We start from the raw sequence: 14,710 nt of genomic DNA, 5'->3' as shown, positions 1-14,710 counted from the left end.
GCTTGTGTGGGAGGGGGCAAGCCCCCTCCCACATTTAAAAGCGCTCCTCTGGCGCCTACAGAATTTGAGGTTTTGAAATGAATGTTTTGATCATTGGCAGCGGTGGCCGTGAACACGCCCTGGCCTGGAAAGTTGCCCAGGACCCCCGCGTCCAGAAAGTTTTCGTCGCGCCCGGCAACGCCGGCACCGCCATTGAAGCCAAGTGCGAAAACGTCGCTATCGACGTGCTGGCGCTTGAGCAACTCGCCGATTTCGCCGAGCAAAACGTCTCCCTGACCATCGTCGGTCCGGAAGTACCGTTGGTGGCCGGCGTGGTCGACCTGTTCCGCAGCCGCGGCCTGGATTGCTTCGGCCCAACCGCCGGCGCCGCGCAGCTGGAAGGTTCCAAGGCGTTCACCAAGGACTTCCTGGCGCGCCACAAGATCCCGACCGCCGACTACCAGAACTTCACCGAGATCGAGCCGGCCCTGGCTTACCTGCGTGAGAAAGGCGCACCGATCGTGATCAAGGCCGATGGCCTGGCCGCCGGTAAAGGCGTGATCGTGGCGATGACCTTGCAGGAAGCCGAAGACGCCGTGCGTGACATGCTCGCCGGCAATGCCTTTGGCGACGCAGGCTCGCGCGTGGTGATCGAGGAGTTCCTCGACGGCGAAGAAGCCAGCTTCATCGTGATGGTCGACGGCAAGAACGTATTGCCGATGGCCACCAGCCAGGACCACAAGCGCGTCGGCAACGGCGACAGCGGCCCCAACACCGGCGGCATGGGTGCCTACTCCCCTGCCCCGGTGGTCACCAGCGAAGTGCACCAGCGCGTCATGGACCTGGTGATCTGGCCAACCGTGCGCGGCATGGCCGACGAAGGCAATGTGTACACCGGTTTCCTCTATGCCGGCCTGATGATCGACAAGGCCGGCAACCCGAAGGTCATCGAGTTCAACTGCCGCTTCGGCGACCCGGAAACCCAACCGGTGATGCTGCGCCTGCAATCGAGCCTGGTATTACTGGTGGAAGCCGCCCTGGCCCAGGCCCTGGACAAGGTCGAAGCCCAGTGGGACCCACGCCCGAGTGTCGGCATCGTACTGGCGGCCGGCGGTTACCCTGCCGACTACGCCAAGGGCGATGTGATTGAAGGCCTGGATGCGGCGGCTACGCTGGAAGGCAAAGTGTTCCATGCGGGCACCGCGCTCAAGGATGGCAAGGTGGTAACCGCCGGTGGCCGTGTGCTGTGCGCTACCGCCATGGGCGCCAGTGTCGACGCCGCGCAACAACAGGCGTACAAACTGGCCGCAAAAATCGATTGGAAAGGCTGCTTCTACCGCACCGACATCGGTTACCGCGCCATTGCCCGTGAACGTGGCGAAACGCACTAAGGCGCAGACGTCGCAAGCCTCGTCACTAGCTATCCGTTCGGTCAGGCAAGGGCCTCTGGCCCTTGCCGTACACCGGCCACCCCGCGCATAGTTAACCCGTGCATCAACCTACGAAGGGATTTCGCCGTGCGCTGGCTCAGGATCGCCATAGGTTTCACTGTCAGTCTGCTGACGCTGCTCTGCTTGTTCCCGGCCCAGGCCGCCGCGCAAGGCAGTGGCTGGGCAGTATTGCTTGATGAACAGGCCGACCTGCAACTGAGCGACATTCGTTCCTCGCGCTACACCAACCAATTCAGCCCCATCGAACTGGACCGCATTACCGCCGCGCAACCGGACGGTGCGTTGTGGGTACGTTTCAAGCTGCAACCCGGCAAGCACGAGCAAGTGCTGCGGGTATTCGCCCCGGACCTGTCCTACCTGAGCCTCTACGTGCTGGACGGCGACACCCTGATCGAGCAACAGAACACCGGCACCCGCCAGCCCCAGACGGAACGCCCGTTACCCAGCAGCGACTTCATGCTACCGATGCCCCAGAGCCAGAAGCCGCTTGAGGTCTACCTGCGCCTGGTCTCGGAACATGAGCTGCGCCCCTATATCACCCTGGAGCCGGCCGTACTGGCCGCCGCCGACCAGACCCAGACGCTGGTCTACGGCCTGCTCTTCGGTTGCCTGTTGATGCTGATCCTGCACAACCTTTCACGCTTTGCTTACCACCGCTCGCGCAGCAGCCTGTGGCTGGCGGCGTGCGAAATACTGTTGATGCTCAGCCTGGCGCTGCTGCTCAACCTAACGGGCCCATGGCTGCCGAACTGGCACGCTATCCAGACCCCAGGCGCGTACCTGGCGCTGCTGCTGACCGCGCCGTGCGGGCTGATGTTCGCCTACCGCTTCTTCATGCCCCTGGGCCCGCACCCGCTGAACAAGCTGTTGATGGCCGATATCCTGTTTATCGTGCTGTGCGGCCTGCTGCTGTTGTTTGTCAGCACCCTGCCGCTGAACATCATCACCTATGCGCTGGTGGCCCTGGCAGGCCTGAGCATGCTGTTTGTCTCGGCGTATCACTGGCAGAGAGGCTATGGCCCGGCGCGTTTGTTCGTGGCGGGCATGGTGGTGTTCAACATCGGCACGCTGATCATCCTCCCGGCGTTGCTGGGCCTTACGATGGTGTCGCCACAGGGGCTGATCGTCACGCTCCTCGCGTTTATCTGCCTCAGCGGCCTGTTGATGAGCCTGGCCCTGGGTGAACGCCAGCGCGCCCTCGTGGAAGCGCGCTTCAGCCTCAGCCGCGACCTCGCCGCGAGCAACGCCGAAATCGCCGCAAAGGCCGAGTTCCTGGCCAAGATCAGCCACGAAATCCGCACACCCATGAACGGCGTGCTGGGCATGACCGAACTGCTGCTGGGCACCCCGCTGTCGGTAAAGCAGCGCGACTACGTGCAGACCATCCACAGCGCCGGCAACGAACTCCTTACCCTGATCAACGAAATCCTCGACATCTCCAAACTCGAATCCGGGCAGATCGAGCTGGACGACGTGCAGTTCGACCTCAACGCGCTGATCGACGACTGCCTGAGCATCTTCCGCGCCAAGGCCGAACAACAGAACGTCGAGTTGATCAGCTTTATCCAGCCCCAGGTGCCGCGCGTCATCAGCGGCGACCCGACCCGCCTGCGCCAGGCGCTTTTGAGCCTGCTGGAAAACGCCCTGCAAAAAACCGATGAAGGCGAAGTCCTCATCGTCGTCGCCCTGGACGACCGCAGCACCAAGCCGCGCCTGCGCATTGCCGTGCAAGACAGCGGCCTGCCGATGGAACCCGCCGAGCGCGAGGCACTGCTGCACAGCGAACTGCACAGCAAGAACTTCCTCTCGGCCACCCGCTTGAGCGGGCACCTGGGCCTGGTCATCGCGCGTCAACTGATCCTGTTGATGAACGGTGAGTTCGGCATCAAGAGCGGCAGCCATCAGGGCAGCACCCTGTGGCTGACCCTGCCGCTTGACCCGGAACGCCTGGAGCACCCGACCTCCGACCTCGACGGCCCGCTCAGGGATGCGCGCGTACTGGTGGTGGACGACAACGACACCTGCCGCAAAGTGCTGGTGCAGCAATGCACGGCCTGGGGCCTGAACGTCAGCGCGGTACCTTCGGGCAAGAAGCCCTGGCCTTGCTGCGCACCAAGGCGCACCTGCGTGACTACTTCGACGTGGTGCTGCTGGACCAGAACATGCCCGGCATGACCGGCATGCAACTGGCGGCAAAAATCAAGGAAGACCCAAGCCTGAACCACGACATCCTGCTGATCATGCTCACGGGCATCAGCAATGCGCCGAGCAAGATCATCGCGCGTAACAGCGGGATCAAGCGCATCCTCGCCAAGCCGGTGGCCGGTTACACCCTCAAGACGACCCTGGCCGATGAACTGACCCAACGCAGCAAAGGCGGCGTGCCACCCCGCGCGGTCCTCAGCCCGCCGGCGGAGGTGGCCGTGCCCAGCGATTTCAAGATCCTGGTGGCCGAGGACAACAGCATCTCCACCAAAGTGATTCGCGGCATGCTCGGCAAGCTCAACCTCAACCCGGACACCGCCAGCAACGGCGAAGAAGCATTGGAGGCAATGAAAGCCCAGCGCTATGACCTGGTGTTGATGGACTGTGAAATGCCAATCCTCGATGGCTTCTCGGCCACCCAGCAATTGCGCGCCTGGGAAGTCAGCCATCAACGCATTCGCACGCCGGTGGTGGCGCTTACGGCGCATATCCTTTCGGAACATAAGGAACGCGCGCGCCAGGCCGGCATGGACGGGCACATGGCCAAGCCGGTGGAGTTGTCGCAATTGCGCGAACTGGTGGCGTTCTGGGTGGCGCAGCGCCAACAACGCCCCGAGCACGAACCCTCCTGACCGCAAATACAGTGGGAGGGAGCTTGCCCCGATGGCGGTCTGTCAGCCGACCACTTAGGGATTGATATACCGCTATCGGGAGCAAGCCCCTCCCACATTTGATCTGTGTCGCCTGATAGACTCCCAACACTTCTCCTGCCGCGAGCCGCCCTTATGCTCCACGTGTTATTCAGCGTTTACCTGAAGATGCTGGTGCTCTACAGCCCGTTCTTCGTGCTGTCCTGCTTTATCAGCCTGACCCGTGGCTATTCCAGCAAAGAACGGCGGCGCCTGGCCTGGAAAGTGGCGCTGGCGACCCTGGTGTCGAGCGTGCTGCTCTACCTGTTCGGCCGCGTCATTTTCAGTGTGTTCGGCATCACCGTGGATGCCTTCCGCATCGGCGCCGGCAGTGTGTTGTTCATCTCTGCCCTGGGCATGGCCCAGGGCAAGTCGGCGGTGCAGACCGACAACGTGCAGCAAGACGTGACCATCGTGCCGCTCACCATCCCCCTCACCGTCGGCCCCGGTACCATCGGCGCCTTGCTGGTGATGGGCGTCAGCCAGCCGCACTGGGATGACAAACTCACCGCCATCCTCAGCATCGCCCTGGCCAGCCTCACGGTCGGCGTGGTGCTGTATCTGTCCAACCGTATCGAACGCATCCTCGGTGACCAGGGTTTACAGATTGTCAGCCGGCTGATGGGCCTGTTCGTATGCGCCCTCGCCGCGCAAATCATCTTCACCGGCGTGCGCGGTTATCTGGTGCCTTAGATGCGGTACTTGGCGATCGCCAATTGCACCTTGTCGCCCGCGCTCTCGCGCATCAGCCGGATGGTTTTTTCGTTGACCACCGAGGTATTGAGCACCAGGCAGGTCTGCCCGCTGAAGGCCTCGAACGAGGAACTGTCCCACTCAAGGAACGGCAGCCCCACCTGTTTGCTCACTCCCTGGGTGCTGTAGGTCACCAGCACCATCATCAATTCCCCGTCCGTTTCGGCACAGGACGCCAGGCCAAAATCACCGCCCTGGTGCACCGTGCTGTTGCGTTTGAACAGTTCGAAAGACGCCGGCTGGCGCTTCAAGGCCTCCAATGCATCAGCGGCCAGCTTCGGCAGCGCGGCCAGCAGCGGCCCGGCCAGCGATGTCGAGGCCCATAACGTGGCGATGATGTTCAGCGCCGCCAGTTGCACCGTAGGCCTTTGCTGGTGCTTGAGACGCGCTCGAACCGGCTGCGCACCGGCAGCCAGCCCAGGCTGATCATCACCTTGATAAATTCGTCATACCAGGCTTGGCCGCCGCGCTGGATGTTCAACACATCGCTGACGTAGCTGCTGGCCAGCAGGTAGCTTTTGCGAATGTACTCGCGGTTAATCCCCGACAGCCCCTCGGCAAATGAAATCACGCCGTTGTTGACCACCGCTGCATTGCTGTCGTCGTCGACCGGCTCAGCAACGACCTGCTGGCCTCGCGCGCCGGGCAGCGTGTAGGCGGCAATCAACTTGCGCCGCTTTGTACTGTTGATCCTTTTGTGATGTCGCTCCATTTTCGTTCTCCACAAGCGCCCCACATGGGGCTTGCTCGCACACTAGTCCAGCGCCCGGTGGACTTTCCAGGCCACAAACATCGCTTGCGCGAGCGCGCCGGAAAACGCCGCCCAGCAATCGTAGGGGGCAGCCGTCGCCCTTGCGGTTTTCCTCGATAAAAAAGAAAAAGCTCCGAATAACGGCAGGTGGTTACCCAGCGTCAATCGGAGCTTTCGTGCAGCGTCAGGCGACGGGTTTTTCGCCGTACCAACGCGGCGTATAGACCCATTCACCACCACCGGCCCTGGGGAATGTGCAGGTGGTGGACGAGCCGATCAGCACCATGGTGCGCATGTCCACCTGCTCCGGCGTCAGTTGCCCCAGCGTGGTGACACGCAAGGTCTGGCCTGGGCGCCCGACATCACGGCCCAGCACCACCGGCGTTTGCGGGGTGCGGTGCAGCGCGACGATTTCCAGGGCGCGCCCCAACTGCCAGGGCCGCGACCGCGAGATCGGGTTGTAGAACGCCAGGGCCAGGTCGGCCTGGGAGGCGAGGTCCAAGCGTTTTTCGATGATCGACCAGGGCTTGAGGTTGTCCGACAGCGACATCACACAGAAGTCATGCCCCAGCGGCGCACCTGCCTGGGCGGCGGTGGCCAGCGAAGCCGAGACGCCCGGCAGGATCTCCAGGTCGACCTGATGCCAGGCCGGGTCGCCGGACTCGTGCAACGCTTCGATCACGGCAGCGGCCATGGCGAATACGCCAGGGTCACCGGACGACACCACCACCACCGAACGGCCTTGGGCGGCCAGTTCGAAGGCGTGGCGCGCACGCTGCATTTCTTCACGGTTATCGGTGCAGTGCTGCACCTGGTCGTCACGGAACGGCCCCGCCATGCGCACGTAGGTTTCATAGCCCAGCACGTCGGTGCAACGGGCCAGTTCAGCCTTGACCGCCGGCACCATCAACTCGGCCGCGCCAGGGCCCAGGCCGATCACGGCAAGACGGCCACGCGCACGCCCTACCTGGAACAGGTCCAGGGGTTGCTCGGCAACGTGAATCACGATGTCGGCGTCTTGGCTGACGCTGGCGAAACGCAGCGGCACAGCCAATGCCGAGGCCGCTTCATGCAGCGTCGCCTCGGCCATCTGCGTATCGCTGGCGAGCAGGCACGCCAGCGATTGCACGGCAATGCCCGCGTCATGCAACGCAGCACGCACACGCTCGGCCAATCGCGCGCCCGGTTTGCAGGTCACGCTTACATTCTTGGGGTAGATCAACAATTCGTTGGCGACGGGCACGCGCTCGGCGCTGCTCACATGGATCGCCAAACGCGCTTGCGGGTCCTGGGGCAGATGCGCTTGATCCAACCACGGCGCGGCGCCCTCGATACGTACGCTTTCGCCGCCCAGCAAGTCGCTGACGAAGCGCTTGCCCAGTTCCAGGTCCGCCAGCTCATAACCCGCGGGCGGGTTGAGCAGGCAGGTGCCGAAACGCAACTCGCCACTGGTGGTGATCGCCGCGGCGACATTCAGCGCGGCGCCGATGTGCCGCGCCATCACGTTAACCCCGCCCAGGCCACCGAGCAGCGGCACCACGGCGCTGCCGTCTTCGGCCACGGCGAGCACGGCGGGCTCGTCACCTTTTTCCAGCAGCAGCGGCGCCAGGGTGCGGATCACGATGCCGGCGGCGCACAGCGCAATCAGCGGCGTGCCGTGTTGATACAGCCGGCGCAGGGTGGCGCCGAATTCGTCGTAGGCCTGGTCGGCGCCCTCAACCCGCCCCGCCAGCCCATGGATCAAGGCGCCGGGGTACAGCTGCTGGATCCTGCGCGCCGTGGCCAGGCTGCCCTGGCCCAGTATGACAATCGCTGGCGTCATCACCCTTGCCACCGCTCACCGGGCACGATGATCAGCGAGAAATACGGCGACGACATCGGCTCCACCTGATCCAGCGGCACAATCTTTTGGTTAGCCATGGTGGCGCGCTCCACATACAACGCGCGCTCGGCCAGGCCGAGTTCTTCCAGTACCTGGCGCACCTTGGGGAAGTTGCGACCCAGTTTCATGATCACGGCGGCATCGGCATCCGCCAGGCGGCGCTTGAGGTCGTCATGGGGCAGCACGCCCGACAGCACCGACAGGCTCTGGTTGCGATACACCAGCGGCGCGCCCAGCACAGAGGCGCCACCGAGCATCGAACACACGCCGGGGATGACCTGCGCGTCGTAACGTTCGGCCAAGCGGTCGTGCAGGTACATGTAGGAGCCGTAGAAGAATGGATCGCCTTCGCAGATCACCGCCACATCGCGCCCGGCATCCAGGTGCGCAGCCACATTGACGCTGGCGGTATCGTAGAAATCGCTGATCACTTGCTCGTACGACAGCGGCGCCGGCAATGCCTCGGTCGTCACCGGGTACACCAGCGGCATCAGGGTCTGTTGCGGCACCAGGTGATCCTCGATGATGCCGAATGCATTGCCCTTCTTGCCCTTGGCCACGAAGTACGCCACCACCGGCGATTCACGCAGCAGGCGCAGGGCCTTGAGGGTGATCAGTTCCGGGTCGCCGGGGCCTACGCCCAGGCCGATCAAACGTCCGCGCACGGGCATTATTCGACCTCCGTGGCGAGTGCATTGACCGCCGCGGCGGCCATGGCGCTGCCGCCCAGCCGGCCCTGCATGATCACGAACGGCACGCCACGGCTATCAGCCGCCAGCATCGCCTTGGATTCGGCAGCACCGACGAAACCCACCGGGAAGCCAAGGATCAACGCCGGTTTCGGCGCGCCGGCGTCGAGCATTTCCAGCAAGTAGAACAAGGCGGTCGGCGCATTGCCGATCACCACCACGCTGCCTGCCAAATGCGGGCGCCACAGCTCCAGGGCGGCAGCGGAACGGGTGTTGCCCAACTCCCGCGCCAACTCAGGCACGCTGTCGTCGCGCAGGGTGCAGATCACCGGGTTATTGGCCGGCAGGCGCGCACGGGTCACGCCCTCGGAAACCATCCGCGCATCACACAAGATCGGCGCGCCGGCGGCCAGCGCGTCGCGCCCGGCCTTGCCGGCACCGGCGGAGAATTGCAGGCCGTCGATGGCATCCACCATGCCGCACGCATGAATCACCCGCACCGCGAGTTTTTCCAGGTCGGCCGGGATACGCTCCAACCTGGCTTCCGCGCGAATAATGGCGAAGGAGTTGCGATAGATCTCCTGACCGTCGCGGATGTAATCAATCATCGGTGTTGCTCCGTGGACGAGCGCGTAACAGGGCGCCCGCCGCTTCAATGGAAAGAGTGCGCGCGTGCAGCCGGCCAAAACCCGGGTGGGCTGCATCGCGAAAATAGAGGTCGTAGTGGCCGGGGCTCACTGCCAGCAAGGTGACCGGCGCGGTGTGCGCGGCGGCGCAGGAACGTGGGCAGCCGGACAGATGCGCCTCGGCGCCGGGTGCCTGCGCGGCCAGTTGCATGGCATCGGCCTTGGTGTCGGCCAAGGCTTTGCCGCAACCGCTGGAGCCGGTGCAGGCGACCAGGCGCGCCAGGGGCTGGTCGGCCGAGCAAAGGAAGCCCAGCTGTGCCAGGCGCTCGGTCACGGCGTAAGGTTTTTCGACATTGGGCAGCAGCACGCCCTGCCAAGGGGTGAAGCGCAAAGTGCCGTCCCCGTAATCGCCGGCAAGCTGTGCGGCGCCCTTGAGCATCGTTGAATCGAGGCGGCCCAAGGGCGCGACAGCGGCGACATAAAACTGATTCTGTTGAGGCTGTGGATAAGTCCCAAGGTGTAACAAAGCGCCACTGGCCGGGCGATTGAAACCGCTTGCCGGCAGCAGAGGCAGGCTCAGGTGGCTCAGTACGTTATCCACAGGCAAATGGCGCATGCGGGTTTGCTCTGGGGCCGCGAGGGCAAGGAACGCTTCGAGGACGGCCACCACCAGTGCGTGCCCCTGGTCCAATCGCACGGCGGCCAGCGGCGCATCCAGGCCCGGGCAACCCGCCAGGCCAAACGCGAGCAACGTCTGGCCATCGCGCACGAATGCCGACAACCACAGGTCATGATGATGTTCGAGCATCGCCAGGGCCTCGCCGCCATCCAGTTGCACGGCGAACTTGGCCGACAACCCGTGAAAACGCGGATTATTTTCCAGCGTGGCAAGGATCTGCCCAGCCAGGGGGCGGGTGTCGAACAGCATCTGCGGGTCGATACCGGCGCTGGGGCTGAGCATCAGGTTGCGTACATCGTCACCAGCGGCGTTGTTCGGGCCAAGGCCAGCGGCGAGCAGCCTCGCGATCAAGGCATCCTGCTCGGCGCCGATCCCGCGGATCTGCAGGTTGGCGCGGTTGGTTGCCTCGATCACCCCACCGGCATAGGCCTGGGCCGCGTCCGCCACGGCGTTGGCCTGGGCGGCGCTGATCGAACCACCGGCCAACTTGATCCGGCAAATGCCGCCGTCCAAGGCCTGGACGATACGCAGCAACCCCGGACAAGCCGAGGGGCGCAAGGTATTCAGAGCGGGCGTTGGGTTCACGGAGCTACCGGTTCACGGGTAAAGGCGCGGTATTATGCCTGCTTTGTCCGGCGGCATGAAAAGCCTGCCCGTCGGATGTCGCTCAAGGAATGGATATGTCGCCCTGGCTGACGGTTGTAGGCATCGGTGAAGACGGCTTCAAGGGGCTGGGCAGGAATGCCCGGCATGCCCTGTTGCGCGCCACGCGGATTATAGGTGCTCAGCGCCAGTTGGACCTGTTGCCCGTGTGCATTCGTGGCGAGCGCCAGCTGTGGCCGAGCCCGTTTTCCCTGGAACCGGTGCTGGCAAAACGTGGCGAACCGGTGTGCGTGCTGGCCAGCGGAGATCCGATGTTCTATGGCGTGGGGGCCAGTCTGACGCGGCAGATCGCGGCTGAAGAGTTGCTGATTTTACCGGCACCGTCGTCGGTTTCCCTGGCAGCCGCGCGTTTGGGCTGGCCGTTGCAGGACGTGGTGACGTTATCCGTGGTGGCCCGGCCCTTTGCGGCAATCAATGCGCACCTGGCCAGCGGCGTGCGCTTGTTAGTGCTGAGCAATGACGGTGGCAGCCCTGCGTTGATGGCGGCGTTATTGACCGAGGCAGGGTTCGGGCCCAGCCGATTGACGGTGTTTGAACAGGTGGGCGGCGCGCACGAGCGGCGCCTCGATGGACTGGCCGCAAGCTGGCAACACCTCAGCACTGCCGATCTGAACCTGGTCGCCATCGAGTGCATCGCCTCTGCCGACACACCACCGTTGTCACGCCTGGCGGGCCTGCCGGACGCGGCCTTCAAACACGACGGCCAACTGACCAAGCGCGATGTGCGCGCCATGACCCTCGCCCGCCTCGCGCCGATGCCCGGCGAACTGCTGTGGGACGTGGGCGCGGGCAGCGGCTCCATCGGTATCGAGTGGATGCGCACGCACCCCAGTTGCCGAGCGCTGGCGATTGAAGCCGACGAAGGTCGCCAAGGCCTGATCGAACACAACCGTGACGCCCTCGGTGTGCCCGGCCTGCATCTGGTGCGCGGTAAAGCCCCGGACGCATTGCAGGGCCTGCCGGTACCCGACGCGATCTTCATCGGTGGCGGCGTCACCCGCGACGGCGTACTCGACACCTGCTGGCACCACCTGCGCCCCGGCGGGCGGTTGGTCGCCAACGCCGTGACCCTGCAAAGCGAAATGACCTTGATGAACTGGCGCGCGGAGCACGGCGGCGAACTGACCCGCATCCACGTGGCCCAGGCGCAGCCGTTGGGGGAGTTTGATACCTGGCGCCAGGCGCTGCCGATCACCCTGCTGGACGTGGTCAAGCCGCTATGAAACGGATTCTGCTGCTGGGCGGCGTGACTGAAGCGCTGGCCATTGCCCGCACGCTGGGCCCGGAACATCTCTACAGCCTGGCCGGTGTCGGTCGCGTGCCGACCGACCTTACCTGCCAGGTGCGTGTCGGCGGTTATGGCGGCGCCGAGGGGTTGGCGCAGTTCGTTCGTGATGAGGGCATTAGCCTGATCCTCGACGCGACCCATCCGTATGCAGCGCAGATCAGCCGCAATGCCGCCGAGGCTGCACAGTTGAGTGGCGTGCCCTGCTGGGCACTGCGGCGCCCGGCGTGGCAACCGCAGGTGGGCGATGATTGGCGTGAGGTCAGTGACTGGGCCGGGCTGATCCAGGCCTTGAAACCGTTCAACCGGCCGCTGTTCACCTTGGGGCGCGAGCCGTTGCAGCACCTCGACGAAATTCCCCCCGGGCAGTTCTGGACGTTACGGGCGCTGGAGGTATACCCGGGAAATGAGCGCTGTGAAGTGATAGGCGCACGTGGACCGTTTCTGATCGAGGACGAGCGCGAGTTATTCGAGCGACGCGCAATTGATGTGCTGATCAGCAAGAACAGCGGCAGCACCGCCACCGAGCCCAAGCTGGAAGTGGCGCGGGAACGTGGGGTGCCGGTGCTGGTGCTGAAGCGGCCGGTGTTGGCGACCGTGGACCGGGAGTTCCCAACGGTCGCGTCGGCCTTACAGGCAATCACCCTTCTTTAAACACCACCGATCCATTGTGGGAGGGGGCTTGCTCCCGATGGCGGCGTGTCAGCCACTGATTGACTGACTTCACACCGCTATCGGGAGCAAGCCCCACATTCAAAACTGCGTCATCCAGCTACTGCTGCCGTCTGCGCAACGCCGAGCAATTCCTCTCGTAACCAACCGAACAGCCAACTCTCGGGCCTCACCACCGAAAGTCGAATCCCCCTACAAACACTTCTGAACAAGCTGGCTGGCTCAGCCAAAAGCCCTCGCCCTAACCTCCCCGCTCGCGGTTTCGCCTCAGCCATCCGCGATGGGGATGCCTGCTTTTGCAGCGCGTCGCAACTTGCCAATGTGTATCCCAAGGAATACGATCCGAGATGATTCACTTCAAGAGGTCTGATGAGTTTCAGGAATGGCTTTATTCGTTGCGCAGTCAACCCGCCCATGGACGCGTACTAACAAGATTGGATAACGCAAGAATGGGTAATTTTGGAGACTGCGAAAACGTCGGAAATGGCATATCCGAAATGCGCATCCACTATGGCCCTGGATACCGTGTGTACTTCAAGCGTGTAGGTGAGGTGGTTTACCTATTGCTGACAGGTGGCGATAAATCAACGCAAAAACGCGACATTGAGCGCGCTAAAGCAATTGCCGATGAATTTGAGAGAAAGGAGTGACCCATGACTCAATTTAACGATTTCGACATAGCCGAACACCTGACGACCCCTCAGGACATTGCGGGGTATCTGGAAGCTTCTTTCGAGGAGGACGCCGGTGACGGCCTGCTGATCCGTTCAGCGCTCAACAACATCGCCCGCGCCCAAGGCATGACCCAAATCGCCCGCGACGCAGGCCTCGGACGGGAAAGTCTATACAAAGCCCTCTCCAGCACTGGCAATCCTGAGTTCGCGACTATCATGAAGGTCATGAAGGCGTTAGGCCTGAGACTTCGCGCCACCGCTATCTGATGGCACTGCGACACCAAACCACACCGCCCCTTTTTACTTCTCCCCACCGATCAGGCTAAATACCCGCCTGCTCCTTTAACCCTACGGATTGTCCGCCATGGCCCGTCAACGCTTTGCAATTGCCTGGATCGCCTGCCTTGCAGTGCTGTTCAATGCGTTTGCCATGCCGATGGCCAGTGCGATGCAGCAGACGGATGACCCGGTCAAGCGGCTGATGTGGGGCGGGTTCTGTTCTTCCAATGGCGCCAGCCTGAAGACGATTGCCCTGGGCAAGCTGCAAATCCCGGCGCCGCAGCAGGACGATCATTCCACCATGCAGCATTGCTGGTGTTGCTCCGGCGGGGCGCCCTTGGTGGCGTTGCCGGGGCATGCGTCGCAGTTGTACGTCACGCGGTTCGACGCGGTACAGAGCCTGCCACCCCCCTCGTTGCAAACCCCAACCCCGCGCCAGCAATGGCCGAGCCTCAACCCCCGCGCCTCTCCAACGGTCTGAGCTTCTTCGCAAGTGAACTGCGTTTAGAACCGTTCTGGAGAACTGCCATGCTTAAATCTTCCCTGCTTCTGGCCGCGTTGCTGCTGCCGGTGTTCAGTGCCGCCAACGCCGAAGACTACAAGGCCGGCGACCTGCTGGTCAGCGACCCCTGGTCCCAGGAATTGCCGCCGAACGCGCCGACGGTTGCGGCGTACTTTGTCATTCATAACACCGGCGCCACCCCGGATCGCCTGCTCAGTGCTCAGACGCCCTTGGCGCAGAAAGCCGAATTGCATGAGCATGTGATGCAGGGCGATTTAATGAAGATGCAGCAAGTGCCCAGCGTGGCCGTGCCGGCCAAGGGCGAGCTGACCTTCGCGCCCATGGCTTATCACGTGATGCTGCTGGGCCTCAAAGACCGCAGCCTGTTGGCCGATGGCAAGCAATTTCCGTTGACCCTGACCTTCGAAAAAGCCGGCAAGGTCGAGGTGCAAGTCTCGGTACAAAAAGTGCCGCCGATGGCCAACCACGGGCATAAGCACGCTCAATAGGCCAACACTCGATGGGCGCCCCTCGCGCCAGGCTCTCTCCACACCGCGTGAAGCGCGGCAGTTGGGTCTGCCTGTTTGCCATGTTGATGATCTTTATCGGCCCGCTGATTTCCCAAGCGATGCCGATGGACCATCACGCCGGTATGTCTATGGCAATGCCCATGGAGATGCCGGGCGACCACGGCGAATCCCATCATCCCAAAGCCCCCAGCGAACACCACGCACTCTGGGCCAAGTGCGGTTATTGCGACCTGCTGTTCAGTTGCCCCGCCCTGCCCGGCAGCGTGTCATGCGTGGCCCTCGGTCCCCCGCCGCCGGCCAATGCCCTCACCCCCGCCACGCGCCTGGGCCATGCCCGGCAGAGCATCTTCCCCGGCGCCCGCAGCCGTGCGCCGCCCGTCGTTTCGTAAACGTCTGACACC

Annotated in this window: 13 protein-coding genes and 2 pseudogenes; 10 read left to right on the top strand and 5 right to left on the bottom strand. The window is 63.4% G+C overall.

Translation table 11 applies throughout. From position 1 onward, the window contains the following. Positions 1 to 77: 77 nt before the first annotated feature. The 3 genes and pseudogenes from purD to AB4O25_RS21640 all read left to right on the top strand — a co-directional run bounded on the left by purD (position 78) and on the right by AB4O25_RS21640 (position 5,017). A complete protein-coding gene (gene purD / locus AB4O25_RS21650) occupies positions 78 to 1,370 on the top strand; it encodes a phosphoribosylamine--glycine ligase (RefSeq protein ID WP_116079052.1) in 1,293 nt (430 codons plus the stop codon). Between the two features lie 126 nt (positions 1,371 to 1,496). Further along, positions 1,497 to 4,267, top strand: a pseudogene (locus AB4O25_RS21645) (hybrid sensor histidine kinase/response regulator). A gap of 153 nt (positions 4,268 to 4,420) precedes the next feature. Continuing rightward, positions 4,421 to 5,017, top strand: coding sequence for a MarC family protein (locus AB4O25_RS21640; RefSeq protein WP_003171467.1), 597 nt, complete (start codon positions 4,421 to 4,423; stop codon positions 5,015 to 5,017). Here AB4O25_RS21640 and AB4O25_RS21635 read toward each other — a convergent pair. The 5 genes and pseudogenes from AB4O25_RS21635 to cobG form a co-directional block, all read right to left on the bottom strand. Then, positions 5,014 to 5,789 (bottom strand): annotated as a pseudogene (locus AB4O25_RS21635) (hypothetical protein). The gene AB4O25_RS21640 and the pseudogene AB4O25_RS21635 overlap by 4 nt on opposite strands. Positions 5,790 to 6,012: 223 nt before the next feature. Beyond that, positions 6,013 to 7,650, bottom strand: coding sequence for a precorrin-3B C(17)-methyltransferase (gene cobJ, locus AB4O25_RS21630; protein WP_068936054.1), 1,638 nt, complete (start codon positions 7,648 to 7,650; stop codon positions 6,013 to 6,015). Continuing rightward, positions 7,650 to 8,381, bottom strand: coding sequence for a precorrin-2 C(20)-methyltransferase (locus AB4O25_RS21625; RefSeq protein ID WP_017527891.1), 732 nt, complete (start codon positions 8,379 to 8,381; stop codon positions 7,650 to 7,652). The genes cobJ and AB4O25_RS21625 overlap by 1 nt, the downstream gene beginning before the upstream one ends. Beyond that, positions 8,381 to 9,007 carry a precorrin-8X methylmutase gene (locus AB4O25_RS21620; protein WP_017527892.1) on the bottom strand — a complete coding sequence of 209 codons (627 nt, stop codon included), beginning with the start codon at positions 9,005 to 9,007 and terminating at the stop codon, positions 8,381 to 8,383. The genes AB4O25_RS21625 and AB4O25_RS21620 overlap by 1 nt, the downstream gene beginning before the upstream one ends. Next, positions 9,000 to 10,289, bottom strand: coding sequence for a precorrin-3B synthase (gene cobG, locus AB4O25_RS21615; protein WP_460149964.1), 1,290 nt, complete (start codon positions 10,287 to 10,289; stop codon positions 9,000 to 9,002). The genes AB4O25_RS21620 and cobG overlap by 8 nt, the downstream gene beginning before the upstream one ends. Positions 10,290 to 10,384: 95 nt before the next feature. Between cobG and cbiE the strand changes: the two genes are divergently transcribed. The 7 genes from cbiE (at position 10,385) to AB4O25_RS21580 (ending at position 14,698) form a co-directional block, all read left to right on the top strand. Continuing rightward, positions 10,385 to 11,590: a precorrin-6y C5,15-methyltransferase (decarboxylating) subunit CbiE gene (cbiE, locus tag AB4O25_RS21610; RefSeq protein ID WP_460149963.1), complete on the top strand. Its 1,206-nt coding sequence runs from the start codon at positions 10,385 to 10,387 to the stop codon at positions 11,588 to 11,590. Then, a complete protein-coding gene (locus AB4O25_RS21605) occupies positions 11,587 to 12,306 on the top strand; it encodes a cobalt-precorrin-6A reductase (RefSeq protein WP_267864520.1) in 720 nt (239 codons plus the stop codon). Before cbiE ends, AB4O25_RS21605 begins: the two co-directional genes overlap by 4 nt. Before the next feature lie 365 nt (positions 12,307 to 12,671). After that, on the top strand, positions 12,672 to 12,974 hold the full coding sequence (locus tag AB4O25_RS21600) for a type II toxin-antitoxin system RelE/ParE family toxin (protein WP_017527896.1): 303 nt from the start codon (positions 12,672 to 12,674) through the stop codon (positions 12,972 to 12,974). 3 nt (positions 12,975 to 12,977) lie between these two features. Continuing rightward, positions 12,978 to 13,265: an addiction module antidote protein gene (locus AB4O25_RS21595; protein ID WP_065879424.1), complete on the top strand. Its 288-nt coding sequence runs from the start codon at positions 12,978 to 12,980 to the stop codon at positions 13,263 to 13,265. Positions 13,266 to 13,362: 97 nt separating this feature from the next. After that, positions 13,363 to 13,758, top strand: coding sequence for a DUF2946 domain-containing protein (locus AB4O25_RS21590; protein ID WP_017527898.1), 396 nt, complete (start codon positions 13,363 to 13,365; stop codon positions 13,756 to 13,758). Positions 13,759 to 13,805: 47 nt separating this feature from the next. Continuing rightward, positions 13,806 to 14,288, top strand: a complete 483-nt coding sequence (locus tag AB4O25_RS21585) for a copper chaperone PCu(A)C (protein ID WP_017527899.1) — start codon at positions 13,806 to 13,808, stop codon at positions 14,286 to 14,288. An 11-nt stretch (positions 14,289 to 14,299) separates the two neighbouring features. Further along, complete coding sequence (locus AB4O25_RS21580) at positions 14,300 to 14,698, top strand: DUF2946 domain-containing protein (RefSeq protein WP_065879425.1); 399 nt, start codon at positions 14,300 to 14,302, stop codon at positions 14,696 to 14,698. Positions 14,699 to 14,710: the final 12 nt, after the last annotated feature.

The organism is Pseudomonas sp. S3_A03 (assembly GCF_054668275.1).
The sequence above is the reverse complement of the archived record's forward strand: the minus strand, read 5'-3'. Positions and strand labels throughout refer to the sequence as shown.

What these genes read in the sequence shown, in the direction of transcription:
- purD (WP_116079052.1), top strand. Translation starts at nt 78, where the DNA reads ATGAATGTTTTGATCATTGGCAGCGGTGGCCGTGAACACGCCCTGGCC.
- AB4O25_RS21640 (WP_003171467.1), top strand. Translation starts at nt 4,421, where the DNA reads ATGCTCCACGTGTTATTCAGCGTTTACCTGAAGATGCTGGTGCTCTAC.
- cobJ (WP_068936054.1), bottom strand. Translation starts at nt 7,650, where the DNA reads ATGACGCCAGCGATTGTCATACTGGGCCAGGGCAGCCTGGCCACGGCG.
- AB4O25_RS21625 (WP_017527891.1), bottom strand. Translation starts at nt 8,381, where the DNA reads ATGCCCGTGCGCGGACGTTTGATCGGCCTGGGCGTAGGCCCCGGCGAC.
- AB4O25_RS21620 (WP_017527892.1), bottom strand. Translation starts at nt 9,007, where the DNA reads ATGATTGATTACATCCGCGACGGTCAGGAGATCTATCGCAACTCCTTC.
- cbiE (WP_460149963.1), top strand. Translation starts at nt 10,385, where the DNA reads ATGTCGCCCTGGCTGACGGTTGTAGGCATCGGTGAAGACGGCTTCAAG.
- AB4O25_RS21605 (WP_267864520.1), top strand. Translation starts at nt 11,587, where the DNA reads ATGAAACGGATTCTGCTGCTGGGCGGCGTGACTGAAGCGCTGGCCATT.
- AB4O25_RS21600 (WP_017527896.1), top strand. Translation starts at nt 12,672, where the DNA reads ATGATTCACTTCAAGAGGTCTGATGAGTTTCAGGAATGGCTTTATTCG.
- AB4O25_RS21595 (WP_065879424.1), top strand. Translation starts at nt 12,978, where the DNA reads ATGACTCAATTTAACGATTTCGACATAGCCGAACACCTGACGACCCCT.
- AB4O25_RS21590 (WP_017527898.1), top strand. Translation starts at nt 13,363, where the DNA reads ATGGCCCGTCAACGCTTTGCAATTGCCTGGATCGCCTGCCTTGCAGTG.
- AB4O25_RS21585 (WP_017527899.1), top strand. Translation starts at nt 13,806, where the DNA reads ATGCTTAAATCTTCCCTGCTTCTGGCCGCGTTGCTGCTGCCGGTGTTC.
- AB4O25_RS21580 (WP_065879425.1), top strand. Translation starts at nt 14,300, where the DNA reads ATGGGCGCCCCTCGCGCCAGGCTCTCTCCACACCGCGTGAAGCGCGGC.